This window comes from Hymenobacter sp. HSC-4F20, assembly GCF_019599275.1.
Lineage (GTDB): Bacteria > Bacteroidota > Bacteroidia > Cytophagales > Hymenobacteraceae > Hymenobacter.
Genome location: NZ_JAHZTD010000009.1, coordinates 1 through 25,374 on the forward strand (window position 1 = coordinate 1; position 25,374 = coordinate 25,374).

A 25,374-nucleotide genomic window follows, 5' to 3' on the forward strand; every position below is an offset into this window, starting at 1 on the left:
CGGGCCCAGACGGACGCACGCTCTTTTATGAATACGACGCGCTAGGCCGTTTGCAACGCGTGCGTGACGAGCAAGGAAGAATCTTATCCGAAAACGAGTACCGCTACGCTCGCCCCTAAGCCCGGCTCCAGGCTGCTTTTATATCCTTTCTAGCTCTATCTTATGCGGCACGGCTACGCCTTTCGCTTTCTTGTTGCTTTCCTGTGCAGCTTCTGGGCCGGTTTTGCCCGAAGTCAGGCGCAAACCACGGAGGGGTTGGTGCCCGACTCCACCGAACTCCGTGTGCTGCGCCAATTTGTCTTTGCTACGACTCCGTCCGCAACTTGGCAAACGGTGAAAGACCTGCCTTTGAAGCAGTGGCCTGGCATTCGCCTCGAAAACGGCGACGTGGTATCCATCTATTTTGGCTACAGCAATCTACAGGGGCCGCTGCATCCTTGCCTGGGCGAGTTGCGACAACTGCAGTCCCTGACTCTGACACAAAACCAGCTCACCGGTCCTATCCCTGGAACCTACCGCAACTGGACCAAGCTACGGGAACTCTCCATCGACCAGAACCGCTTCACCGGAGGGCTACCCGAGTGGATCGGCGAGCTTTCTCAACTGGAATGGTTGAATCTAAACCACAACCTGCTTACTGGTCTGCTTCCCGCTTCACTAGGACGAATTCCCTTGTTACGGGGCCTGTTTCTGGCCGATAATCAATTCAGCGGTGCCTTGCCTCCCTCCGTAAGCCAGCTTGTCCACTTACAGCAGTTGCATTTATGGGGTAATCAACTCACCGGTGGCATTCCGATGGAATGGAGAGGACTGCACGCGCTGACAGAACTCCGATTAGATCGTAACCAGCTATCTGGGCCGCTGCCAGTTGAGTTAACCCAGTTGGTTAACTTGGAGGTCCTTTACCTGCAGAACAATAAATTCAGTGGGTGGTTGCCGACCACATTCGGCCAGTTGGAGCACTTGCGCCTTTTAGATCTGGCCAACAACCGCTTCTCCGGTCCGCTGCCCGCATCCTATACGCACCTCAGCCACCTCTCCTACGCCGACTTATCCCACAATACTTTCATCGGTTCGCTGCCCGCTGATTTCGGGGCGCTTCAGAAGCTATCCCACACCAATCTGTCCGACAACGGCTTCTCTGGTCCCTTGCCTACCTCGCTGGGCCAGATGACAGCCCTCAATTACTTCTATGCCGATCGCAACCAATTTAGTGGTCCACTGCCAGCTGAGTTGGGTAATGCGTCAAACTTGGTGCATCTGACCCTCTCGGGCAATCGTCTGAATGGCTCCTTGCCGGCCGGTGTGCTGCGTCTCCCCCGTGTTTCGTTGCTAACCTTGCATGACAATTTGTTCACCGGCACGGAGGACGCCGGTCCCGGTCCGTTCCCGGCTTCCCTGAATGTCGCCCGAAATCAACTTGATTTCGCCGCATTGGAGGCACTGTATAAGGAACCGAATTACCCCAAGCATGCCGCTCTGGAAATGCGGTGGCAGTTGCCTAAAACAGGGCTGCCGGAGACAAAGGCGGGTGTGAAAGGCCAGATCATGACCTTAGAAGCGACCATACCAGGCCAGCATAACCGCTACCAATGGGAGCGCAAACTCGGCGCGGCCTGGGTTGCGCTGGTCGGTGCCACCCAGGCACAGTATACGCTCACGCTGCAAGAGCAAGGCCAGGAAGGCGAGTACCGCGCCCGGGTGATCAACGACTGGGTGCCGGAGATGACGCTCTACTCGCGCAGCATTCACTTAAGTATGCTACCCTATGCGCCGCTGGCGTTGAATGAGCCGGTGACCACGGGCTGCCCCAGTCCGGCCACGGTAATGCCCCCAACTGATCGTACTGGTACTCGCGACTCGGTCAACTACGTGCGCACCTATATCCCCCGGGTACCCCTGACCACCCTCACCTCCTCTTCCGGAACTGCCGGTTCCTCTCCGGCCCCCGCGGCGATCACAACTCCTACGGGTTCGGGCACGCTCTGGTGGGAGATGTGGGAGGCCAGCAGCCAGGCCCCTACCGCTAATCGAGCGCAACTGGCCCCCCCGACCCGCCGCCAAACGGTCTCTGCCGCCGAAGGACTCAGTAACATCGCCGACAACTATACGGCGCGCCTGCGGGGCTATGTGCAAGCACCCCAAACCGGGATGTATACCTTCTGGGTGGCCGGCGATGACGACTGTCAGTTATGGCTCAGCCCCGATGCGGATTCCACGCACCGCGTGCACGTCGCTGGCGTACCCGGGTGGACTCAGCAGCGAGAATGGTATAAGTACCCCGAACAACAATCCGCCAGCGTGATGCTGGTTGCGGGGCAGTATTATTATATCGAGGCCCAGCAGCACGAGCATGGCGGCGGTGATAACCTGGCCGTGGCCTGGCGCTTGCCCGATGGCACGTTTGCCGGTCCGATTACTGGCTACCTCTCCACCTACGTTCCCGTGACGGCTGAGGAGAGCAGCCCCGCTGGTTCAGCGACCCTGCTCGCGGACAACTGGACGAAAGAGCAAGTGCAGATCAAAACCGAGTACCTCGATGGGCTGGGCCGACAAGTGCAGACGGTGTTACGCCAGGAATCGCCCACGGGCCGCGATATCGTGCAGCCCGTGGCCTACGATGCGTTGGGTCGCCAAGCCAAGCAGTACCTGCCGTATACGGCCATTGCGACAGCAGAGGGGGCATACCAGCCCAATGCCTTGCGCCAGCAGTATGACTTTTACCAAGGCAGTGATCCGGCCCTCGCCAGCCTGGTGCACACCTTACCGAAGACGGGGGTACCGTTCAGCGAAACCGTCTTCGAGGCCTCGCCTCTGAACCGACCCCTGCTGCAAGCCAGCCCGGGCGAGAGCTGGATGTTGAGTCGCGGCAATGTGGTCATGCAGCAGGAGCGGCCCAATACACTGGCCGACTCGGTCCAGCGCTGGCAGCCCGGCTACGACACGAACCGCGAGGACCTAGTGCTGCAGCCCGCCTACGCCTCCGGCGAGTTGTGGATGAAGCAGACCCGCGACGAGCAGGGCCACTGGGTGCAGGAGTTCTCGGACAAGGAAGGCCACGTGGTGCTCAAGCAAGTGGGCCTGGACGGTACGTACGCCCAGCCCGCTACTCAGTGGTTGAAGACCTACTACGTCTACGATGACTTCGGCCGCCTGCGGGCCGTGCTGCCGCCCAAAGCCGTGCAGCGCCTGCGCAAGCTCAGCTCGCTGGGCCCCTGGCAGGTGACGGGCGCGGGGGTGGAGCACTTGTTGTTCCGCTACCACTACGACGAACAAGGGCGCTTGATTGAAAAGAAAATACCGGACCAGGACGGCTACAGCTACACGGTCTACAACGAGCTGGACCAGCCCATCCTCAGCCAGGACGTGGCCCAGCAGGCCACCAAAGAATGGGTGGCCACCAAGTATGATGCCCTGGGCCGGGTGGTCTACACAGCCTTGGTGCGCTTTCCTACCCTCTCGGGCACCAGCGCCCAGCAGCGCGCCGAGTTGCAACGGCAGGCCACGGCCTCGACCGCGGCCTTGTGGGAGGCGCCCAGCAGCACGACCACGCTCACCCAGGCCTACTACTCGCACACCTCCTTTCCGGACGTGACCCAGCTTACGGGCAGCCAGCTGCTGACCGTGAGCTACTACGACTCCTACGACTTTGACCAGAACGGGCAGGCCGAGGCCAGCTACCAGGCCCCCACGGCTACGCAGCTGGCCTGCGCCCCGAGTGAGGTGCCGCCGGTGGACCTGCGCGTAACGGGCCAGACGACCCGCAGCCTGGTGCGCGTGCTGGGAGTAGCCGAATCCGCGCCCGGCGCGTGGCTGACGACTACCTCCTTCTTTGATGAGAAGCTGCGCCCCATTCAGGTGCAAAGCACCAACGCCCGCGGGGGCACAGACGTGGTGAGCACCCGCTACGACTTTACGGGCAAGGCCTTGGCCTCCTACGCCGTGCACCAGGTGCCGGGCCAAGCAGCTCACACGGTGCGCGAGCAAAGCCGCTACGATCATGCCGGGCGCCTACTGACGGTCACCCAGGAGCTGGACCAGGCCACCCCACAGGTGTTGGCCCGCCACACCTACAACGAACTGGGTCAGTTGGAGCAGAAACAACTCGGGGGCAACCTGGCGGCCAGCACCGGCGCGGCCGTGACCCCACCGCCGCCCACGGCGGGCCCGAAGGCCCTGCAGACGGTGGACTACCGCTACAACATCCGCGGCTGGCTCACCAGCATCAACGACGTGCAGAATCCCAACGCCGAGGACCTGTGGAACTTCTCGCTGCACTACGACTGCGGCTTCGACGAGAAGCAATACAACGGCAACATCGCCGGTCAGACCTGGCGCTCCCTCTCCGACGGCATCGAGCGGGCCTATGGCTACCGCTACGATAACGTCAACCGCCTCTTGCAAGGCGACTTTGTGGCCCGTACCAGCACCAGTCCGACTAGCTCTTGGGGCGCCGAGCGCGGCAACTACCGCTTCGCGTTTGCCTCCTACGACGCGGGCGGCAACCTGCTGACCCTGCGCCGGCGGGGCCTAGTGGCTGCGGCGACTCGCACCACAGCGGCTCAGTATGCCGAAACCGACAACCTGCGCTACCGCTACCAGCCCACTACCAATAGCGAGCCGGTAAGCAACCGCCTGCAGCGGGTGGATGATCTGGCCCCGGCCGCGACGGCTTTTGGCGGTAAGCTGCCCGAGCGTCCGGACTTCTCGGATGGTAGCACCAGTGGCAGCCAGAGCCCGGACTACACCTATGATGCGGCCGGCTCGCTGCTGAGTGATCGAAACAAAGGCATTACGCACATTCAGTACAACTACCTGCATTTGCCCGAGCTCATTGAGTGGAGCAACGGCAATAAGCTGCAGTATGTCTACACTGCGACAGGCCAAAAGGTAGGGAAGCTAGCCACCCCGGCCGCCGTGGCCGGCAAGCCCACGCTGGCACCGGTGCGCACGGATTACCTGGGGGCGTGGCAATACGAAAAAGACTCGCTCAGGTGGTTAAACCACGCCGAAGGCCGGGCCCTGATGATTTACCGGCGTAATGCCGCCCAAGGCATCGACTCCAAAGTGCAGTATGAGTACACGCTGAAAGACCACCTGGGCAACCTACGCGTGGCCTTCCACCCTGGTGAGCGGACCACCTACATGGCTATGCTCGATTCCGACCCGGATCAAACCCGGCGCGAGCAGCACCAGTTTGACTCAGTGAGCGTATCGGCGCCTATCCGACAGGTGGTCGGTGGGCAGTTTGCCCATGGCGGCGACGGGGTGGCTTTGCTCAATGCCAGCGGCGCGCAACCGCGGCCACTGGGCCCTTTGAAGCAGTTAGCGGTAGCCAAGAGCGATACGGTGCTGGTAACGGCCTTCGGCATGTACCAGCAGAAGGTAAATACGAATACTACCTGGGGCTTCTCCTTGGCCGGCTTCGTCGCTTCACTGCTGCAACAACCCCAGCCGACCGCGACGCCCTCGGCAGAGGGTACTCGACGCGTACGGGTGCTGCCCCTGCTGAATGCCGGCCTGACCGCGGCGACGTTGCCCGCTCTGCAGCAACTGGCCGGCGGTGTACCCAAGGCCTACTTGCGGGTACTGGTCTTTAATAGTGACTCGGTCTTAGTACGCGTCAAGACAAAGCAGCTTTCACTGGCTTCGGAGGGCGGATATGAGCAGCTGCAAGACTCGGTTGTCGTACCCCGTTCTGGCTACGTGCAGGCCTACGTGGCCAATGAGAGCGACACGGACGTGTTCTTTGACGACATCACCGTCGAGCACCGCCAAGGCCTGCAGGTGCAGGAGAATCAGTATGATCCCTATGGACTGGATTTGGCCGGGTTGAGCAAAGCAGCTACGCCGCAAAACCAGTACACGTGGAATGGCAAGGAGAAGCAGACCGAGTTTGGCCTGAACTGGCACGACCATGGTTGGCGCTTCTATGATCCGACCCTGGGACGATGGGTAGTGAGTGACCCGGATGCTGAAAAAGGGGGACAAGAAAGTTGGGGAAGTTACCAGTTCGGGCTAGATAATGCTGTCCGCTATAACGATTTAGATGGACGGCAAGCAGGAATTGGTGATATGCTTAAAACAGTGTGGAAAACCGTTGCATCAACAGTGGTAAATATTGCGGCCAAAGCGAAAGGAGTTAGCTATGATGAAGCTTTGTTTGGAATAAGACATCCCAATGAAGCATTAGTTATAGGTACCCTGGATGGAGAAGGATACGCAGGTGTAGCAGCCCGAATGGCAGACAATCTTGGTTTTAATGATACAGGAGGTGGATCAATTCCTAATGCTATAAGGCATACTTTAGCGTCTGCTCTTACTGCGAGATCGCTGGGTCAGGCCATAACTCTAGAGGCAAATGAGGCACATGGTGATACAGATCCCAATTCACCGATTTTGGACAGTAAGATTGATTATTACAACAATACTGTTGGACGTAGCATTGGAGTTGATCCTAACTTAGCTGAATATAGTCCTAAGGAAATGGCTATGTATGTATTAGATTTGGCCCAAGAAGGGTGGCTGAAAATGAATAATAAACAGAAAACAGAGCCTACTCACACTTCTATGACAAGAAAAGAGTACAGGAACGCAAAAGCTGCAATTATGTCAATGGATAACAGCGGTCGTACGAAAAAGCAGGCTAGTGATAAAGCAATAGAGGATAGAGTACAGCAAGAGGGAAATGCACATGGTGCCAGAATTCTATAGATTTTTAAAATGAAAAATATACAAAAATTAATAATGTGCTTTTTTTTGTTGCTATTTTCTTGCAACAATAAGTATGGATTGCAATCTGCGTTTGATGCTAATATTGAGAATGTAATTAATGATGCTAAAAAAGGTAAGAGTAAATCTGTAGATCTTGCTATTATTAACAACAGTGACTGGGATTCAGTTTATGTGTTTTTTGATTATAATTCGTTGCTCTCGGTGAAGAGTAGATTATCATGGGTTAATTGGAATAATATTGTAATAGATGGCGCTGTTTGTCCTGATAATATCAACAGATTTGTATTTGTAAAAGATAATACAGCATTAAGCTATATTAATTTTAATTATGGCTTTGATGTGCATTTTAAAAAGTACTATAACAAAAAATTTATGACTTATACTGAATGCTTGAATTATGATGATTGTATTGAAATGAGAAGTTTTTCAAAAAATAATTCTAAGTTCAAATTGTCTATAATGATTGACTCATTATTAAATAATAAAAGAGAATATTATTATGTAGATCCTGAATATTGTGCTTCACATGATAAAATAATAAATTTATACAACATTAGTCTTCATCCTGAAAGCGGGTGTAGCAAACAGAATTGCTTAATGAACAAGGAATATTAATAGTGGTGCGGGCCATAGTGCCTCATTGATAATATTCGCCAATAACAATAGAAGCTTCGGGGACAGATAAGCAGCTAATGGACTTGCTACGTATAGATGCAAGTGTATTTCTTGAATTTGCACTAGAGTGTGGCGCAAACGCTGACCGAACTGAGGAATCAGTAAGTGCAGGTGGCTACCCACTTCTGTATGAGTGTGGCCTTCGTAGGCAACCTCGTGTTACGATAGCTGCAAACAGGCTCGGCAGCGGCCCCGCCCGGACGGGGACTGTGTCGCGGTGCATAGAAGCGGCTACGCAAGCGTGGCTGGTCATGTAGGTCGGGCGACAACCGGATGCGATGTTGGCTAACCTATACCAAGTGCTGCTAACCATTATAAGGTAGCGTGTAAGCGTTTGGGCCGCTCGCTCAACACCTGCTGAACATAATGGTTGAATCGAAATTTAAAGGCGTAGCTCTGGTTTCGCTTAAGGATGCCGATGCCATCAACACGACCTGACCTAGGGATGGCTTGTGCTGAACGTGTTCACCTCACTAGTTGAGTCTAAGTAGCCGTCGAGGTAAGGAAACTCCTAAACGCGGCTGCCGGAAATTCTCCGTTAGCGAACTGGCTGATTGGGCTGTAAGTAACGCTTCATTTCCTTTTCTAAAACGACCACTGTGCACTTCCTTCGGAAGATGAGCATAGCACTAAAGTAAATAGGATCGGTGCTACGGAGCTGACGATTTTGTTCAATGTATAACTCACTATACATTGGCACGTAAGTGAAGATGTAATTCTTCAGCTTATCGTTATGGCCTTCGCTATTATCCGCGTCACCAAAATTACCAGTCGTGAGCAGGCTATTAGCGTCGCCCACCACAACTACCGCACCCAGGAAACACCCAACGCCGACCCGGCTCTACGGCACCTGAATCACGAGCTCGTCAACCACGAGCAGCGCAGCTACTGGGACCTCGCCGGCGAACGCATTGCCGAGTTGCAGCTACCCCGCCTCCGCAAGGATGCCGTACGGGCCGTTGAGATTCTGCTCACCGCCAGCGAGGAGAAGTTTCCGAAAGACCCCGCGACCGGGCAACGGAAGGACATACGGGAGTCCCAGTGGGTGAAGGATAACCTAGCCTTCCTGCAGAAGCGCTACGGAGCCGAAAACGTGATCGGCTGCATGCTCCATCAGGATGAGAGTACCCCGCACCTACACGCGATAGTTGTCCCAATTACCCAGCAGCAACGCTTACACGAGGGCGAACGCGTTGGGGCTAAAGAGCGGCTTTCAGCCCGGGACCTCTTCAGCCCGGTAGCCCTGCGGCAGCTGCAGACTGACTACGCTCAAGCCATGGCGCCCTATGGCTTGAAGCGGGGCATTGAATACAGCACAGCCATTCATCAAGATGTACGCCGCTTTTATGGAGCCCAGAAGACCAGCCAACAAGAACTCGCGGAACTGACCAAGCCGCTGGTGCATGAGCCCTTTCAGCTACCGCCCTTGAAGGCCATGGATCGGGTCAGCCCGCAGGCCTACTTGGAGCGCGAGCAGGCCCGCATGAACGAGCACCTGGCCCGACAGGTCGCCGCGGTCAATGCCAAGCTGGAACAGGTCTCCATTATTGCCACGGCTAACACCCTGGCGCAGGACCGGGTACGGGTCCTGGAAAAGCAGCTCGCTACCAGCAAGGAGCATGAGCAGCGATTAGGTACTGAGGTTAAATCCTTGCAGCAGCAGGTTACCGAAAAGACCGAGCAAGTGGACGGGATGACCAGCCGGGCCAATCGCCTGGCCGTGCAGCAGGCTCAGGGCGATCCCGAAGGACAGACGTTGATACAGTACGGTCGGGAACTACGGGAGCGGGTGCGCGTCGAGTTATGCGAGCAGGTTGCTCTTACCCTGCAGAAGCCTATGCCGACGGTCAAGGCGTTCGAGCAGGACCTGGCTGAGATCGGCTACACCGTCCGGCGGGAGGCTGGCCAGGTGTACGTTGTGGATACGCTGACCAGCGCTCGATTCAAGGGAGAGGAAGTTACCCCCAATGGTCTGCCGCTAGCCCCCCAACTGCGGGGAGCGATCGATCGTACCCTAGCTGAGCAGTTGCAAGAGGAGAGAATGAAAGTAGCCAAAGATCCTCTCTCGCTTAAGGCCACCATTACGGTAGTGGATGCCGAGAAGGCGGAGCGTATCCGGGCTGCCTTCGAGGAAGCGGGTGCCAGCGTCTGGCAGGTGCGCACCCTGGAGGATAAACGAACATCTTTAAGTGTTGCCTATCCTTTCGACTGGAAGACGATTGAGCAGATCAGCAAGGCCTTGGAGAAGGCTCAGCGCTCCGAGGGCGTGGTAGTGGAGGAGAGCTATGGTAACCAAGCAACCCGTACCGGTGCGGTGCGCACGCTGGAGCGAGATCGGCAGCCCCGGGAGCGGGACCAGGGAATCTCGATGTAGATAGCTTACATACATGCTGAAAAGCTAGTCTCATCATGGTTACTGTTTCCGCATACTAACCGCAGTTTTTGAGTTGCACCAAGTCTTCACAGTCTCACCGGTGTAACTAATTGCCCCGGCTTGCCCTGTCACCTGCTGGCAACAGCTACCGGTTGCCTCGGTGGTATCTGCTCAAAGTTGGTGGCTTGTCGTAGCCCGCGCGGTCTATTATGAACTGGCATGAACAGGTAGTGACCGAAACGAGACGATATCCTGCTGTTTGCCGCTTTACGGCTGGAAATAGGGAAAATAGCCAGTACCTTTGACGTACTAGCACGGTAAGTCACCCAGCCGGCTTTGTCTGAAAAGACGAAGCCCCAAGGCTGGCAGGCCTCGGGGCTTCAGGAAGTGGGTGGATTCAGCACCCTTACTCCCGATGCAAAATGGGTAAACGTGCGAAGGCGAAACGAACCAGCAAGGCTGGTTGGTTTCGGATTTCCCTAGAGCTGGTGAAGGCCGCACTAGGGGGAGCGATTCGAGCGGTAGTTAGCTACTGGCTCGGACATCCCTAAGGATGGCGGCGGTCAGGGCTTCGGCTCTGGCCGCCGTTTGTCTTTGGCAGACCATATGTCTGTCAGACAGTACAAACATACGAGCTTACCAAGAAAGTGTCCACAAGTGGTGGACAGAAAGTTGATGACTTGAGAACAGCGAGGCTATCCCCTATTGTATCTATGCTCTCTGTATAGGAAAGCTATTATATTAGAGCACTCCTTTTCACCACTTTACTTATCCCATGGATCGTTTACTTACAAAACTGAATGCCATAGCAGATCAGTCAGAAGCACAGACGTACACAGATTTGTTCTCGGGACAATGGAAAAACCAGTTGAAATCCAGTATGTCGATAAACGTGTCAGTTGATGGCAAAGTAACTGGCAAGTACATTACGGCTGTTGGGAAACCTGAGCAAAAAGAGTCAGAGTTGATGGGCTTTGCGCTCAAGGATATAATAACCTTTACTGTCAATTTTGGAAGATCACTAGCAACTTGGTCTGGTCAGATTGAAAAGGATGAGGAAGGCAAAGAAAAACTCGTTACCATGTGGCACCTCATCGTTAACGTAGAAGAGGGAGACGAAGCAGAGTTGAATTGGAAGGATACTTATACTGGTTCAGATCAGTTTGTCAAAGTATAATTCGCAGTTGAAGCACCCGTTTGAATTAAAGAAGCCTCGAATATTATTTGGGGCTTCTTTAATAGCACTTCATACACTCCCGCAACCCTAAGCCACGCGCCTCCCCGGTGCTGGCCACCTTCGTCGTGTAGGTGCACCGACGCATAGCGGAACAGTCCTCACTACTGTGATATACCTCCGTGCGGCCGTTATTGCAGATATACACTCTAGGCCCAGCAGACGCTTTCGGCGCCGCCTTACGAACTACGGGACGAGCTAGGGTAACCTGAGGTGCGCGGACATCCACAGCGCTTACTTGGGCATAGGCCTCACCACCGCTGGCTTCCACAGAGGACCAGTCAATCGTTTCCGCTGTGACATCCTGCTGCTGGGCGACCAGGTATTCGGACTTGACAAAGCCCAGATAGGTATCCACCTGCACCTTGCTCCAGCCGTCGGGACGCTCGGCAAGGACCGTTACCCGGCCGGCGCCATCGATCTTGGCCAGGGCCACAGCAGAGGCAGAAGGTAGGGCTCGTAGGGTAAGGGAGGAGGCGTTGACGTAGCGGTAGGCGATAGTCTGTTCTTGGGGCGCTACCTGGGCCGTCGTATCAACTACTTGAGCACAGAGAGCGAATGGGAGCAGGTACAGAAGCCAGAGGAGTAGGTGTTTCTTCATTACGAGATACGATTCTCTAGATCGACGCACTTATTCCTATAAGTAAGATGCACAGCTGTCAAAGCTGAATAAATGACGGTCAAATTTCACATTTAGCAGAGTAGGAAGGGCAGTGTAATGTACCGTTTCAACAGTGCCATTATGATGGTATGGCACCTTCTCAGCGTTCAACTGGTCTAAGCAAGTTATTAATAGCTGTTTGGATAATCCCTTAGAGAATTGATTATCGGAAGTCAATGCAAAGTTTAAGGCGTCAAGATCTAAACAGCTTACTCTAAACTCGCCTTGATGCTCATTAAATTGATTGCTTTCATGTTCTCGGTTGATAAGGCTTAAAGAAACCTCTTTACCTATAATAGGGCCAGCACCATGACGGGTCTGGTAACTTCGCGTGACATAGAGTATAGTCGCTGATGCCGCCGTAGTAGGGAGGTATTCGTGTAAGAGCTGCAAAGCATTCTTTGATGTAGTATTGCTGCGTGTCACGTGAGGAGCAATACCGAAATCCATATCTAACAGCACTCCCTGTGCTCCTTCAAAGATGAAGGTTTGCCAAGGAGTACCTAGTGAAAAGATATCCTCTTCGTATACTAGTTGAATAATTTGCTGCTCAACTAACTCTCTAACTTCTTTCGCCTCTCGCTCAAATTCTAGGTCAGCCGTGTCATGATCAAACTGGCGAAAGGAGAAGTGGGTGTCCTGAGCAATTTTAGCTTTATAGTACGATCTGATCAATTGAAGTTTGTGCTTGAATTTTGCAACTTCGAGGAGATCAGTAGGATACAAGCGTAGGGCTTGATACTGATGACGTTCTATTGTTGCGCCAAACCCTAAGCCACAGCTTCCGTGACGACTATCTCCACGCGTAGATTCTAGCAGACGATTGTAGAGTATATCGTAATGAGTTGTAACAGGACATTGTTGATCTACCAACAGTCTAGGTCGGATAGGCAAGCTTTTGTATTCAGGCAGCAGGACTGCCGGGGAGAAGGTGCAGTACCTAGACCAATAGGTAGGAACACCTTGGAGAGTACCAGCTCCAAAAGTGGAAAATATATGTTGATGTCCACTTTCAGTTACAACAGTGTGGCCAGCCTGATGCCCTCCATTAAAACGAATAACTAACGGATCAGGAGAATGCCGGCAGAGGTAGTCTGTTGCTAATCCTTTGCCTTCGTCCCCAAATCCTAGTCCTACAACAATGAATGCAGACTTGTGCATAAATAGATCACCTAATATAATGGCTTGTTATGAATAGAATAAGGCTTACCAGGATGCTCGATACACAGCGCTAGAAAGGTCACTGGTAATTTCACAGTCTGATCCAATCAGCATAGTCAAGTCATGTTCTGTTGTATTCTCGGCAAATACAACGACGCGCTTACCAAGTGCCCTGGCGTAGCCTATTTCGAATAGTGTTCCTGCGTCCAAACCAGTAGCTACGGCTAATACCACATCAGCTCGACGGATGCCGTTTAAGTCGGGCTCAACTACTTGGTGTGGAGGGCCTGCTCCTACATCGTGAAGAGGAGAGAACACCATATTACCAAACTCTAGAAGCTTGTCACGTAGCTCATTTATTAGCCAGCGTTCTGCCATTGTGAAGAACGGGCCAGCTAGGTATATCAGTTGACCTGGAGGCTTACTATCTAAAGCTTCAAGCACTGGATGGGTGACAGGCAGGGGACGCTGTTTCGTTTGGCAGTAATGTGCGGTGTATAGCGAGGCTAATCGTGCTGCCTCAGCAGGCGGAACGTGGTTAACTGCCCACTGCCACGCGAAGACAGCAGAGAAAATATCTCCCGAGCCAATAGGCCAAACGGAAGTGGTTTTGAAGACTGGAATGAACTGAGTCCCGGAGTGATCTATTACTAAAGCACCCTGTGAACCATTCTTGATGATGATGACTGCAGCTTGTTCACTCGACAACAATGCGTTGCCTACCGCCGCCAACTCAGTATCTTTTGGCAGGCCTGAGAGCAACAGAGCCTCCTTTCGGTTTAGAACCAGTGCTAGATGTTTAGCAGTTGAAAGTGCCTGCTTCCATGGGATATGGTTCTGAGGATCATACACCACATATGTTCCAGTCACCTCTACTTCAGCCTCAACTTGGCCATAGAGTAAAACAGCTTCCGCCTGAATAGCTGGTAGCCTCAGTTTAGGTTGGTCTAATACCTCTCTTGGACTGACGTATGGTGGCGCTAAAGGATGATAGTAATGGAATGCGATAGTCTTAGGTATTTCTGAAAAAGAAGCTCTGAATCGATAAGCTTCTGCATAAAACTCAGCAATCCCAAGCTTGTCAGCACCAACACAACTATGAAAATGAATATCAGTTATGTTACCAGACAAGGCAACGGCCGCTCTAAGACCGGAGCCGTAAAGTTCCTCAGAATGAGGTTCTCGACACAGCTCCAAGTATGTGCCACCAACAATAGTTAACATACCCTACTTCTTAGCAGACTCGACTATTACTGAACATGTACTAGCAGTAATGTTCAGTATGATAGCTTTAAATGGATGACCTTTTCTTAGACATTCAACCAATTCCATGCTTCGCAAAGAGATAACTCTTCCACACACCTCGCCTTTAGAGTTCAATACTTCTGGGATGCTACCATTGAGTTCGATTCTACATACATCTCCAGGCTGGACGTTGGCTAACGCGCTCGATTGGATGGAGCCTAGGTCATCTGTGAAGGAAAGATCTGCACAACTGTCACCCGAAGACCCTATTGGTTTAGCGGGAGAAGAATATTCGATAGAGGGCAAAGGGTTACGTTTGCTCATGGAGAGGAGTATATATGTTGATATTTAATCTGTGAGACAAAGAGTTACACCGCCATCTAGGTCCTGAGAAGCCGATGGAACGAACACAGGTTGTTTTACTCGCTTGAATACATCTTCAGCCCAGTGTTTGCCTTTAGAATTGCGCCACCGGCCAAAGCCGAATTCAGTAGATGAGTCGAGGTATATTAGCACAGCACCATCACACTCAAATCGGCGAACAAACTCTTTTAGAACTTCTTCATCAGTGAGAGCTTGCGCCGAAGCCTTCTGCTTTGCCATTTCTTTTGTTTTATCCTGTGGTGTTACGATAGTAAGGACTTTGGGCGAATAAGTGACTCACCACGCTAAGGAATAGACACTTTTTCGTACTCTTTGATATAACTAGCGTTATGGAATCGCTTCATATGCTTTGATTCCGTCGGCTGCAATGCCAACTGTTTTTTGCCCTAATCGCACATACACCGTCTTCTCTGTCTGATAGAGGATGAATACAGGCTTATCTAGTCGAGTGGCTGAAGGAAGCAGGTGACTCTGGATGAGTGCCTTTTGCTCCATTGGGGTTAGATATAGGCGAGAAGCGTAAGGCTTGCCTCCTCCCACTGCCACCGAAACTAGTGGGTACACCAGTTTCCCAAACGCTAAACTGGCAAACAGCAACACCAATGCGAAGGTGGGAATAACGGAGCCGATAGAGTCCTCTGGGTCCTTAAGCACTGAGCGAACATCGGCTACAAGTAGTAAAAATCCTCCGATAGCTATGGTGTGGTATGCAGCCAAGCTCAAGAGAATGCTTTTTTCGAAATAGGTCAATAGGATGACAGTAATGATGAGGCTAAAGAATAGTGCCCAAAGCAATTTGTTATCCTTAGATGTTATCTCCTCTCCATCGGATAGGTTGACAATGCAGATTAGCATTGTGATGTTTGCTCCTGTTACTATTCCTGCTACCCACGGGTGCTCGGCAGTGATGTTAAAAGGGAAGCTAGTAATAGTCACTGTGTCATAGAGGTAAATAGCAGCTGCGCCAACCTCGACTGAGAGAACAGCAGCTAACAGAATATTAAAGCCATACTCCCATAGAGGGGTCTTATGCTGTTCCTGATGAACTAGGTGGGTCAGTGCAGCTAAGCTGGAGTTGTAGAGAAGGAATAAAGCCCCTGCTTTCACATAGCTAAAGCTCAGTGCATTGGTCTCGTAGAGTCCATAAGGATGCAAATGAGCGTTTAGGCAGAGGAATCCCGTTAAATATATAAGAAAGAGAAGCGTAGGTACAGTGATTTCTAGAGAGCCTAGCTGCTTAAACATGAAGGGGATAGGTAAGTAAATTGTCTTGCTGTTTAGGGTTATGCTACACGCTTCTCCCGTCGCTCCATCTTCTTGATAAAAGCGTCTAGCTCCTGTCTAGGTAGCTGGCCGTTGTTAGCGGTCAACAGTCGGCGCGCCTTGATGTGATGAACATGGTAGAACAGCGCTTCCATCAGAAAGAGCTTTGCTTTCTCAGGATCCTGGCGAATAGCTTCCATCTCCTCTGCGGAAGCACTACAGCCGCTACTAGTTCCTTTCTGAAAACTATGCGAGCACAACTGTAGGCCACCGGCAGTATTTACTTGTAAGAAGAGATCCCAGCCGGCCGCTTTCCAGCGCTGCATTTCCACTGGATATAGTGCTAGGGGTAGCGCATCAGCTGGCTCAAACACGTGACACCACCGGGCCCGCTCCTTGGTGAGCAGTAGAGTCACCTGTTTGTCCTGGCCAACCAGTACCAGCTTGCCGTCTTTGCGCTCGGCTACTCGCCATAGGTGAGATTGATCTAGGCCCATTTTATCAACCTTGGGGTACTTATCCCGATAGGTATAGACCCAGTCACCCGCCACAATCACACGGTCCGAGAAGTCTACGAAGCCAGGAAAAGTATCTCGTAACGTTTGACTCAATTGCATTTGCCGAGTGTGATAGGAGGCAGGTGTCTCGCGAGGCATATGGGCTGCTAATTGGTAACGGAGAGATAACGTGGTGGAGCCAATTTACGGATTACAGGAGGCGTTCAACGAATTAAGACCAGCAGTTTATGTCTCAGAATAATACTTTGCTCATGGAAGAGGTGCTAAAATCTTTCGTTGAGAAAGTTAATGGCCCATTGACTACTTCAATGGAACAGATAACAGACAGTTGGTTGCGCCAGTATTTTGCCCAAAGACCCCAACCTGATCCACAATATACTGCCCAAGAAGTAGCGGAGCTGCTGGCTCTTGAAGTAAGCACTGTGCGTTCTTATTTCAAAAAACCAGAAGGGCATGTTCGCCGGTTACCATTTATTCAATGCACTGACACCGCCCGAGGCTACCGTGTTCGGCTAAGCGACATACGAGCTTGGCAGGATCGCAACCTGATCGACGCGCTGAAGAGAGCGGAGCAACAAGCATTCGAGGAGAAAGCCGCTGCGATTGGGGCCAAGCGCCGGGCCCGCCGCGGTAGGACCCCTAATTCAATCTAGTTGCCTCCTACCAAACGGGCGCAGGCACGCAAGGTAAAGGAGGCGCGATTTTCGGCAGCCTCATGCTTTATGTCAATAATCCAGCCTTCGCAAGCCCTGCCTTTTGCGTCGCGAAAGCGCACCCGCCCCCGTGGGTTTTCTAATATCCGCTGCATCTGATGATGCCGTAAGGGATGATCGAATATGTACTGCAAGGGGAGCCAGAGCGGTTCAGGTATACCCAGATTCAGGTATGCATACTGATCATTGCTTACCACCGTAGGAGCAACCCGCAGGTCCACATTCTCTTTTACAGGGATATCTTCCCCCATTAAGCAGCTTTTCAGCAAGGTGTTGCCCTCGCCGAAGATGAATTTTATCCGTTTGTCGTCTCTTCTAATTAGACCTGCAGCGATATTCAGTGCATGGTGCAACAGCATCCGCTTAGGACTAAGACGCAGGTTGTAGACTGTGTCGGGTGAAAATATCTCCTCAATAGGCCCAAGTGCTAGTTGGTTACGCTCCGTTATGAAGAGGCTGGGAGCAGTGGGGTTCCGAAGCACGCAGATCAGGAAACCCTCATCATCCGAACCGGTGTCAGTCGTGGCGGTAATATCGTAACGGTCCCGGCGCACGGTTTCAATGTAGTGACCGGCCGTGATGTAGGAGCTCAGTTGGGTGTATTTGTTCTTTACCTGCGTAAGGGGCAGGGAGTATTCATGGCGAGTGTTAAACTCATCCAGGCCGTTGACTTGGTTTGGTCGCCACTTTTGATACCCGATATCCACCGCGTTGTAATGCTCCGCAGCTATCGTCACCTTTTTGGCTTCCTGGGAATTTTCATCTCCTTTACCTGGTAGACGCAGGGAGGAATACTGCTCTTGTGGGTCGGTCAGGTCCAGTACAATCTCATCAGAGTAGAAGTAGGTCACATCTTCTACTACAATTACTTCCTGCCCGTCCGGCTTCCTTTCAACCCCTACGCCCAGGTTGTAGATGGCACATAGTGAGTCGATCAACTCCTTCCAGTTAGCGAACAGGGACTTTTTCTCCAGGGGGAACCCACGCAACTGAAAGCCTCCAGTGACGAACAGTAGGCTACCAGGCCCATCAACCGGATAAGGATCCGCGCTATCGGTACGCCCGAAAAAATTCGAGCGGAAGCAATCGTGTTCATCGGTGATATCACGAGCGAGCTTTTCCAACGCCTCATAGATCAGCAGCCCATTAGCCATGCTGGGTGGGGTGGTGCTGTGGGCGCTGATTTTGAGGAAGGAACCCGGCAGGAAACGGGCATCTAATTGAAACCGATAGCCAAACACTCCTTCGTGGATGTCAAAGACGTGGATGCGGCCGTAGAGGTAGATCCGGTCTCCGATAGCCAGGGTGCGAATAAGCCGGTGAGAAGTAGATAGCAGCCGCTGGTACTGGCTCGCGTTCTGGTCCTGAAAGTTGTAGATCCGCTGTGGAGCCTCGTCGTTGATGCGGAAGTAGATCTGACCCTCCACCTTATCAAAGTCTCCGAACCCGTTGCCGCCGCGGCTGATCGATAACTGGCAAAGGATACTTAGCTCAATGTTAAACTCGCCGGCTTCCTTGGTGACATAGATAGGCTGCTCCGGGTTGTTGACCCCGCTGGGCACCGTAAAGAAGCCTCCATAGACGGATTCAAGCTTAAAGTCATTGATAGTTGGCTCACCAAAACCGAAATACAGAGTCTGAAAGCGGGATTCGCCGTCGGTCACAAAGTTGGGAGCGGCCACCACGTCCACATCTTTAATAAAAGATTCGTAGCGCTGGTAAATGGCGCGCGAGTGCATCTCCACCGGGAGAGGTGTTACCGGGCTGGAAGAATAGTTGCTGACGGTCTCCCGCCCAAACAGGTCTACTTTCGTGTCATCGCGATTGAGAAACTTCTGCATCAGGCCGGCATTGTCCAGCCCACACCGGAACTCATTGGCCGTTTCTTCGGCGGCCGTCATATCAATTCGATAGTGCCGGTAAGTGTACCACAGCCAGTCGTTGGGCTGGAATATCTGAACCTCCAGATCAATATCGGCTTCAATGCCCCGCAGTTCTTTGGCTTGTTCTAAATACTGCTTTCCTTCCTTGATAAAGCCCAGCGTTTCCGCATTATACTCGGTAGCAATACCATGATATTTCTGATCTCGATGCACCGACAGGCCCATAGTATCCCAGCCGATAGGGTCATGCTTAAGCAACAGGCGGCCGAAGACGCCGGAGGTTAATATAAAGCGGAATTGGGGCGCATTGGTCTCGATCATGACGAAATATCGTATATTTATGACGTAAATTACGGTTATTATTACACAATCGTACATATCGCTTCACTCATGCGCACCCTTGAACTCAGCCCCCAGCATAGCCTTCGCTTTTATCAATCCATTATGGAGCTGCCGGCCGGGCGACACATGGAGTATCAGTGTTATATGGCTTTGGATGCTGGCGTTGGCTCTACCCCAGAAGACGTGGAAAGGCATACTGCTTTATCTGCTCGCTTCGGGGCACGGAAAGGGAAGGAGTATGAAGAGTTTTTAGAGAAATCTAACGCTCACTATGCTCAACATTTCGTCGAGATGAACTATTCGCCGCGGCGGCTGGCCTTTGCCGTGCTGGTCGAGACTGTAGACGGCGTGCCTACAACTGACATTACAGAGCATGGGCTGGAGTCGCTGTTTACCCAACTTACCGTGTTAGGCCTGACCGACGAGCTGATAAATAAGTCATTAGCCTCTGTGCGAGAAGCCTTCGGCAGCGAACTAGCTGAGCACTTCCCTTCCCGATATGATCAGGATGGCAGCGAAATAAACAAAGCCGTTCAATTGAAACGGCGCGGATTAGCCATGTGCAATTACCTGTTGGATCAGGACCCTAAGCATCTGAAAACCATTGAAGATGTAGACAATGCCCTATTGGACATGATGGAGCCAGAGGTATTCGAAACGGGTCATCCGGAAAATGCACTTGTAATGCGCCGCATTGCTTTCTCACAACTTTGCGGGGTGTTGGCGGACCACGGCACTCCAGAACCCGAAAAAATGACCTTATTCCAGTTCCAGGCACGCATTGACTATATAACTAAGAAGATGGCCTCCAAGAACAAATCGGCAGAATAGCTAGGGTCATTACCTCAAACGAAGAGGGGCCGTTACGACTTGCGTAACGGCCCCTCTTCGTTTTTGGCCTGATGCTATCCGTTGCGCTTGTGGCGTGAGTTCAGGTGCTTGGTAACGCCAGACGAGGTTTTCGTAAAGAGAAAGATGCCTTGCTCTGTTACTTGATATTCTGGTCGCTCATGCAGGGCTTTGCGGGTGCCCTCAACGACACCATTCACAATGATCTGTGCCATACGTGTGTCGCGGGCCTGAGCCTGCGCATCCTGAGCAAAAGGAGATAAGTATGCCTGGGTTTGCTGCTGAAGCTTCTGGGTATAGGCAGCGGTATTCTCTATATCCTGACGTGCTGCGGACGCTGGTTCCCGCAGGAGGGGCACATTGGCCAGCAGTTGGCGGGTTTTGTCGGCGGTGTACACCTTGTCACCTTCCTGCAGGTAGGTAATCTGCTTCTTTTCCACCAGCCGACTACCGCCGCTCTTGCCCTCAATAAGCTCTGGGCCCCGTTCGGCTACCCAGGCAAATTCAGCTGGACCGCCTTCCCGACCTTTGAAGTATTCTGGCAGAGGAGGTTGACGCGAGAGTACGACGGCAGCCTGCGCAACACCGGAAGCCAGTACGCCAGCTATCAGGATACCGGCACCAATACCCGCATCGGCATACCGGGCCGGGCCACCGGTGGAGAGTACTGAGGCAACGCCCATGGCCGTACTGAGTGCGATTTGGAACAGGGCCGCTTTCTTATCGTTTTCGAACTGCTTGCGGGCCAGATCATTTTTCTTCTTGAAATACTGCTCTTCAGCCTGCTGTTTCAGCAGTGAGTTTTCACCGGCCGCCTTGGTGGCCGAATCGTACGTTTTCTGATTCAGTTCCTGCTCCCGGCTGAGCGAGTCGGCTTTGCTTTGGAAAATAGCATTACCTACTTCCTCGGTGAAGCTCAGGCCCATCTGAATTAGCTCCATGCGCTTATCGAAGGCCTCTTGCTCCCCCTTTAGAACCTCCTCGTTGTACTTATTGTACAGATCACGCTTGCGGCGTAAGGTTTCCTCCGTAACCCCGTACTCCCGCTCCAGGGCGGCGATAACGCTATATTCCCGCTGGTAATCCAACGTTTCCAACTGCTTGTGATACTCCTTCTCCGTGACGAGTCCTTTGCTGCGTGCCTTTTCCAAGGCCAGCTGCTGGGCGGCAAAATCCTTCTCGATGTCGTCGATCGCCTTGTCCGAGTCAAAGAACTTTACTGACCGTTTTGCCTCGGCTTTGGCCTTTTCGAACTTACGCTCAGCATCAGCAATCTTGTCCAACGCCCCTTCGGCGGCCCGAATCTCTGAGTCGTAAGTAAGCTGGGCGAGTTGAATCTGATAGTCGGCTACGTCCTGCGCGGCCTGTTGCCGCTCTTCGTACGTGCGATTGATGTTGTCGCGCACTAGCTCGGCTGACCGAATCTGCTCCTCGACGTTGGCTTGGTCAGCTCGTGAAAGAGCATCGAGGGTAAGGTTTTGCAGAGCAATTTCATCCTTGCTGAGCTTGACGCCCAGCCGGCGCACATCTTCCTTATACTTCTCCGTCAGCAGCAGGCTCGTGGTTTCTGTCGCCTTCTGCCCATTGATCTTGTCCTTATTAGACTGGGCCGCCTGCCGAATTCCCTCTGCCAAATCCAGCTTGGCTATTTCCTCCCGAACACCCCGCTCCTTGCGCAGGGCCCGTAAGCGAATCTCTTCGTTGTTAGCTGGGTTTTTTGACTGTCGCTCCAGGTCATCGGCTTCGAATTCGAGCAGCTGCTTGCGCCGCTTATACTCTTCCGCCGCTACGTCTGCCACGGATTTTTTCTTAGCCTTATCGGCTTCGATGCTGTCATCTACGGTTTTAGTAGCCTTCTTCGTGGTGCCGGCTAGAAAGGCCAGGGCCTGTTCCGCGGTGAGGTGCATAGCAGCCAGGCCGCGCAGTACTTCAGCTCTGTCGCGGTCAATCGTCTCCAGTTTCAGCCCCTCTTTCCCTAGCTGGGCAGTGCCCTGCTCCAGGTCTTTTACCAACGCTACCTGCTCATTCGTTACCTGCACGGGTAGCCCCACCTTCGAGAGGTAGGAGCCTTCCCGGGCCAGGTCGAGGTAACGTTGAATGCGCTTGAGCTGATCCGGGGTAGCAATTTCGCTTAACTGCTGAGCCTGGGCATCGGTGGTTTTGGTCAACGCCGACGTGGTAGCTTCTACGGCCTTCTTCTGCTTGTCCAGATCGGAGAGCTGTTTCGCCAAGGTGATAGCCTGAGCGTTGGCCAATTGCTCATTCTTCTCAATGAGGCCCTGCACGGCTTTGGCGTTCAACTCATACGCGCCCGTCTGCTGGTTGATGGGAGCTACCGAATCGCCAAACTTTTTGCGGAGCTCGTTGATCGTCAACTGCAGCTTGCGTTGTTCGTCCGTCGTGAGTGACGCCGAGGAAGAGAGCTTCTGATAGGTATCGAATAGGCTCTTGCCGTCGGTGGCGAGCTGCTTGGCTGCTTTACCGGCCGATACGGTTTCATTAACCGTCTGAGTAAGGGTTTTCGTGTATTTCTCACTGTAGAGAATACCGCCGTTAAAGAACTCAATCGTTCCTTTCAGGAAGGCCCCTACCGTACCATTCGTGACGGTGGCCACGATGTTGTTTTTGAGCTTCTCCCACGCGGCGGCCAGCGTATCCGTCTTGATAGCGGCTTCTGCCGATAAGCTGGTAGCCTCACGCAACTGCTCATTGGCCGTGGCCTGCCGTTGAGCGAATAACTCCGTGTTCTGGGCCAGAGCCAGGATCGTGTTTTTCGCCTCCCCACTTTCCAACTTCAACGTACTCAGCAAACGGTTTACTTTCGTCGTACTTGTTCCCCCGGAATTCAACCCACGAAGGAAGGCTTGGATGGCCCCGTTAAAGTCTGAATTGACGAGCTTGGTAAACTGGCGAAGCGTGAGGTTGGCATCGCCGAGCTTGGCAATCTCGAAAGAGGCCTTGGTTTTGCCTGCAATTGTTGAAAAAAGCCTATTCAAACTTGTGCCGGCTCGTTCGGCAGAAGCTCCGCTTTCTTCTAGTACTGCACTCATTGCCAGTACGTTATCTAATCCAACGCCATACGCAGAGGCCATCTGTCCGACCCTCTGCGTTACATCGGAAAGGAACACGGTCGTGGCGGATCCGTCGGCTGAAATCTGGTTGAGTGCGGAACCAATAGCGAGCAGGTTCTGGGCTTTGTCCGGGCCCAAGTCTTTCTTAAATACGCTGGCAATCTTGCCTAATTCTGTCGCTATGCGCTCAGCTGACTCGACCCCACCGCCGAAGTCATCCCCTAATGCTTGGACGGCGGTATCGATCGCCCGGGTGAAATCAAAGATTTGCTCCGAACTGTAACCCAACTGGCCGCCCACTTTCGCGATTTGCAGCAGGCCACTGAGCGTGGTGGGGGTATCCAGGCTTTTGAGTTTGTCGGCCAGCAGTTCAGCCGCTTCCCCGGTCAGACCTGTGGTTTTACGCACATCAGCCAGTTCCGAGCTGTACTTGACGTTGGAAGCAAAGCCTTGCTGCATGGCCGTGGCAATGCCCTGAATACCATAATAGGCACCGGTCAAGCTTTGCACTAGGCCACCCATGCTGTTGCTCAGCCCAGCCGTAAGGCCACTACCGGACTTTACTCCAACGCCATACTGCCGCAGGCTAGCCGTATTCTTGGCAAGCTCAGCATCCGTCTGTTTTAGCTCATTCTGCAACCGCTCCTGCTGCTCGGCTGACAAGCCGGTAGCCTGCATCTGCGTGCGCAGGGCCGCCGCATTGGCCAGTAGCTCCGTACGCTGGGTGTTCAGGGCCGAAACACCTTCCCGTAAGGATTCGGCGTAACGACCCACGTTGAGGTAGCCCCGGCCGGTTTCCTGGGTAAACACCCGCATCCGTTCGTTGACGTCGGCCAACTGGGCTTTGAGCTGCTGGGCTTCGGCACTGTTGCTGTCCATGCCTCCGGCGAGACCTTTCAGCTTCATGTCGAGCTGCCGAGCCTCGTTCTCCATGGCCCGGAAGCTGCCGGCCGCCGCGGTGAAGTCGGAGTTAGCCCCCCGCAGGGCCCGGCTCAGGTTGTCCGTTTCTCCTTTGAGCTTCAGGATTTCGCGGGCCGCCGCTTTTGCCGCTTCCATGTCACCGGCAGCAAACGCTTTGCGTAACGCATCCTGCTGCTGCTTCAGGGCCGAATTGAGGCCCTTCGTAGAAGCCTCCGTATCCTTCTGCACCTTGGCTACCCCCGCAAGCTGGTCCTTCAGCTCCTGCTGCTCTTTGGCCAGCTTGGCAATCGTGCCGCTCAACTCATCGAGAGTAGTACGACTCTTCCGGCTAACGACGTTGACGTCCTCAAACTTGGTTTTTGTGCCATTAATAGCAGCTAGCACGGTGGCCAGGCCAGCCGCTATTTTCTGCGAGTCTCCATCCAGATTCTTCGCAAAGGTTTTATAGCTGGAGTTGAGCCCTTTGACATTCTTGGTGAAATCAAGGATTTCTGCGGCTCCAGGGCCTAGGCCTTCGAATAAATCAGAGTAGTTAATAGGTCCGGCCATCGTGCACGAGTGTTGTTTTAATGATCGTAAATTACGTTAATAAGTGAAGATATAACGTATAGCTTCGTTATAAATGCCGTGCCCAACCAGCCTACAGTGACGATATAAGGGCCGGATATGTGCTATTGTGGTGGAGGTTGACGAATAAAAAAGCCTCCCTAGGATTAGAGAGGCTCAACCAAAAGGCTGGTACAGTTCAGTACTGAAGCTGTACCCGCGGTGGAAGGGCGTATTGTGGGCGCTCAGCATAGGCCTTGGCATAGAAGGCAAATAGCCGGTCGGTATGGCCTGCCAGTATAATCAGGCGTTGTTGGCGCCGACGTGTTGCCAGGCGCTTACGAGGTGTTGTGAACGTGTTCATGGGAAAAGCGAGCAGGTGGGAAACGCTGAAAAGCTTATTCGAGAGGCAAGGCAGGTCGGAACACTGCTCCACGGGCCAGCAGCTGCCGACGGATACACTGGCTACTCATGGCCAGTGGTATTAATTGGTAGACGGGCGCGCCCGCCATCATAGTGCGGCACTGGGTCCTTTACATAGTGCCCTTCCGCATCTATGGCCCGTACCTGGTAGCTGCGGGCTTGCTCGCTGCCAGCGAAGGCCGCCGTAAACTCCCGCAGGCAGGAGGCAAACCGTTGCTGCCATTCTTCAGGCATTGACTGGAGCTGAACACGTGGCAGGATAAGGTAGTTGGCATAGCTCTGGCCGAACCAGCGATGCATTGCCTGATACCCAGGATGAGAGAAGTCGGCCTTATGGACAGCCGGGTTGAGGGCATTGGTCTGTGAGTGGCTCATG

14 protein-coding genes are annotated in these 25,374 nt (G+C 53.1%); 6 read left to right on the plus strand and 8 right to left on the minus strand.

Annotated features, from left to right (window positions below):
* The first annotated feature begins 162 nt into the window (after window positions 1–162).
* The 4 genes from K3G63_RS21925 (at window position 163) to K3G63_RS21940 (ending at window position 10,961) form a co-directional block, all read left to right on the plus strand.
* Window positions 163–6,714 (plus strand): DUF6443 domain-containing protein, encoded by a 6,552-nt coding sequence (locus tag K3G63_RS21925; RefSeq protein ID WP_220616294.1) that lies wholly within the window; start codon window positions 163–165, stop codon window positions 6,712–6,714.
* 9 nt (window positions 6,715–6,723) lie between these two features.
* Entirely contained in the window at window positions 6,724–7,350 is a 627-nt protein-coding gene (locus K3G63_RS21930; protein WP_220616295.1) for a hypothetical protein, read from the plus strand.
* Window positions 7,351–8,143: 793 nt separating this feature from the next.
* Window positions 8,144–9,784: a MobV family relaxase gene (mobV, locus tag K3G63_RS21935; protein WP_220616296.1), complete on the plus strand. Its 1,641-nt coding sequence runs from the start codon at window positions 8,144–8,146 to the stop codon at window positions 9,782–9,784.
* 775 nt (window positions 9,785–10,559) lie between these two features.
* Complete coding sequence (locus K3G63_RS21940; RefSeq protein WP_220616297.1) at window positions 10,560–10,961, plus strand: avidin/streptavidin family protein; 402 nt, start codon at window positions 10,560–10,562, stop codon at window positions 10,959–10,961.
* Between the two features lie 58 nt (window positions 10,962–11,019).
* On the opposite strand, the gene K3G63_RS21945 is transcribed toward K3G63_RS21940, so the two are convergent.
* The 5 genes from K3G63_RS21945 to K3G63_RS21965 form a co-directional block, all read right to left on the minus strand.
* Window positions 11,020–11,619, minus strand: a complete 600-nt coding sequence (locus K3G63_RS21945; RefSeq protein WP_220616298.1) for an SH3 domain-containing protein — start codon at window positions 11,617–11,619, stop codon at window positions 11,020–11,022.
* A gap of 36 nt (window positions 11,620–11,655) precedes the next feature.
* The gene (locus K3G63_RS21950; RefSeq protein ID WP_220616299.1) at window positions 11,656–12,840 is read right to left on the minus strand and encodes an adenylosuccinate synthetase; all 1,185 of its coding nucleotides are present in this window, start codon (window positions 12,838–12,840) and stop codon (window positions 11,656–11,658) included.
* Between the two features lie 45 nt (window positions 12,841–12,885).
* Entirely contained in the window at window positions 12,886–14,064 is a 1,179-nt protein-coding gene (locus K3G63_RS21955) for a PfkB family carbohydrate kinase (protein WP_220616300.1), read from the minus strand.
* 732 nt (window positions 14,065–14,796) lie between these two features.
* Window positions 14,797–15,714 carry a hypothetical protein gene (locus K3G63_RS21960; RefSeq protein WP_220616301.1) on the minus strand — a complete coding sequence of 306 codons (918 nt, stop codon included), beginning with the start codon at window positions 15,712–15,714 and terminating at the stop codon, window positions 14,797–14,799.
* Window positions 15,715–15,752: 38 nt separating this feature from the next.
* The gene (locus K3G63_RS21965; protein WP_220616302.1) at window positions 15,753–16,349 is read right to left on the minus strand and encodes a hypothetical protein; all 597 of its coding nucleotides are present in this window, start codon (window positions 16,347–16,349) and stop codon (window positions 15,753–15,755) included.
* Between the two features lie 128 nt (window positions 16,350–16,477).
* On the opposite strand from K3G63_RS21965, the gene K3G63_RS21970 reads away from it, so the two are divergent.
* Entirely contained in the window at window positions 16,478–16,903 is a 426-nt protein-coding gene (locus tag K3G63_RS21970; RefSeq protein ID WP_220616303.1) for a helix-turn-helix domain-containing protein, read from the plus strand.
* Here K3G63_RS21970 and K3G63_RS21975 read toward each other — a convergent pair.
* Window positions 16,900–19,167, minus strand: a complete 2,268-nt coding sequence (locus K3G63_RS21975) for a hypothetical protein (protein WP_220616304.1) — start codon at window positions 19,165–19,167, stop codon at window positions 16,900–16,902. The genes K3G63_RS21970 and K3G63_RS21975 overlap by 4 nt on opposite strands.
* 69 nt (window positions 19,168–19,236) lie before the next feature.
* Here K3G63_RS21975 and K3G63_RS21980 point away from each other — a divergent pair, with 69 nt between their 5' ends.
* Window positions 19,237–20,019, plus strand: a complete 783-nt coding sequence (locus K3G63_RS21980; RefSeq protein WP_220616305.1) for a hypothetical protein — start codon at window positions 19,237–19,239, stop codon at window positions 20,017–20,019.
* 74 nt (window positions 20,020–20,093) lie between these two features.
* Here K3G63_RS21980 and K3G63_RS21985 read toward each other — a convergent pair whose 3' ends face one another.
* A complete protein-coding gene (locus K3G63_RS21985) occupies window positions 20,094–24,578 on the minus strand; it encodes a phage tail tape measure protein (protein ID WP_220616306.1) in 4,485 nt (1,494 codons plus the stop codon).
* A 462-nt stretch (window positions 24,579–25,040) separates the two neighbouring features.
* Entirely contained in the window at window positions 25,041–25,373 is a 333-nt protein-coding gene (locus K3G63_RS21990; RefSeq protein ID WP_220616307.1) for a hypothetical protein, read from the minus strand.
* Window position 25,374 lies beyond the last annotated feature (1 nt).

What these genes read in the sequence shown, in the direction of transcription:
- K3G63_RS21980 (WP_220616305.1), top strand. Translation starts at nt 19,237, where the DNA reads ATGCGCACCCTTGAACTCAGCCCCCAGCATAGCCTTCGCTTTTATCAA.
- K3G63_RS21975 (WP_220616304.1), bottom strand. Translation starts at nt 19,167, where the DNA reads ATGATCGAGACCAATGCGCCCCAATTCCGCTTTATATTAACCTCCGGC.
- K3G63_RS21925 (WP_220616294.1), top strand. Translation starts at nt 163, where the DNA reads ATGCGGCACGGCTACGCCTTTCGCTTTCTTGTTGCTTTCCTGTGCAGC.
- K3G63_RS21985 (WP_220616306.1), bottom strand. Translation starts at nt 24,578, where the DNA reads ATGGCCGGACCTATTAACTACTCTGATTTATTCGAAGGCCTAGGCCCT.
- K3G63_RS21945 (WP_220616298.1), bottom strand. Translation starts at nt 11,619, where the DNA reads ATGAAGAAACACCTACTCCTCTGGCTTCTGTACCTGCTCCCATTCGCT.
- K3G63_RS21950 (WP_220616299.1), bottom strand. Translation starts at nt 12,840, where the DNA reads ATGCACAAGTCTGCATTCATTGTTGTAGGACTAGGATTTGGGGACGAA.
- K3G63_RS21970 (WP_220616303.1), top strand. Translation starts at nt 16,478, where the DNA reads ATGTCTCAGAATAATACTTTGCTCATGGAAGAGGTGCTAAAATCTTTC.
- K3G63_RS21955 (WP_220616300.1), bottom strand. Translation starts at nt 14,064, where the DNA reads ATGTTAACTATTGTTGGTGGCACATACTTGGAGCTGTGTCGAGAACCT.
- K3G63_RS21960 (WP_220616301.1), bottom strand. Translation starts at nt 15,714, where the DNA reads ATGTTTAAGCAGCTAGGCTCTCTAGAAATCACTGTACCTACGCTTCTC.
- K3G63_RS21940 (WP_220616297.1), top strand. Translation starts at nt 10,560, where the DNA reads ATGGATCGTTTACTTACAAAACTGAATGCCATAGCAGATCAGTCAGAA.
- K3G63_RS21990 (WP_220616307.1), bottom strand. Translation starts at nt 25,373, where the DNA reads ATGAGCCACTCACAGACCAATGCCCTCAACCCGGCTGTCCATAAGGCC.
- K3G63_RS21930 (WP_220616295.1), top strand. Translation starts at nt 6,724, where the DNA reads ATGAAAAATATACAAAAATTAATAATGTGCTTTTTTTTGTTGCTATTT.
- K3G63_RS21965 (WP_220616302.1), bottom strand. Translation starts at nt 16,349, where the DNA reads ATGCAATTGAGTCAAACGTTACGAGATACTTTTCCTGGCTTCGTAGAC.
- mobV (WP_220616296.1), top strand. Translation starts at nt 8,144, where the DNA reads ATGGCCTTCGCTATTATCCGCGTCACCAAAATTACCAGTCGTGAGCAG.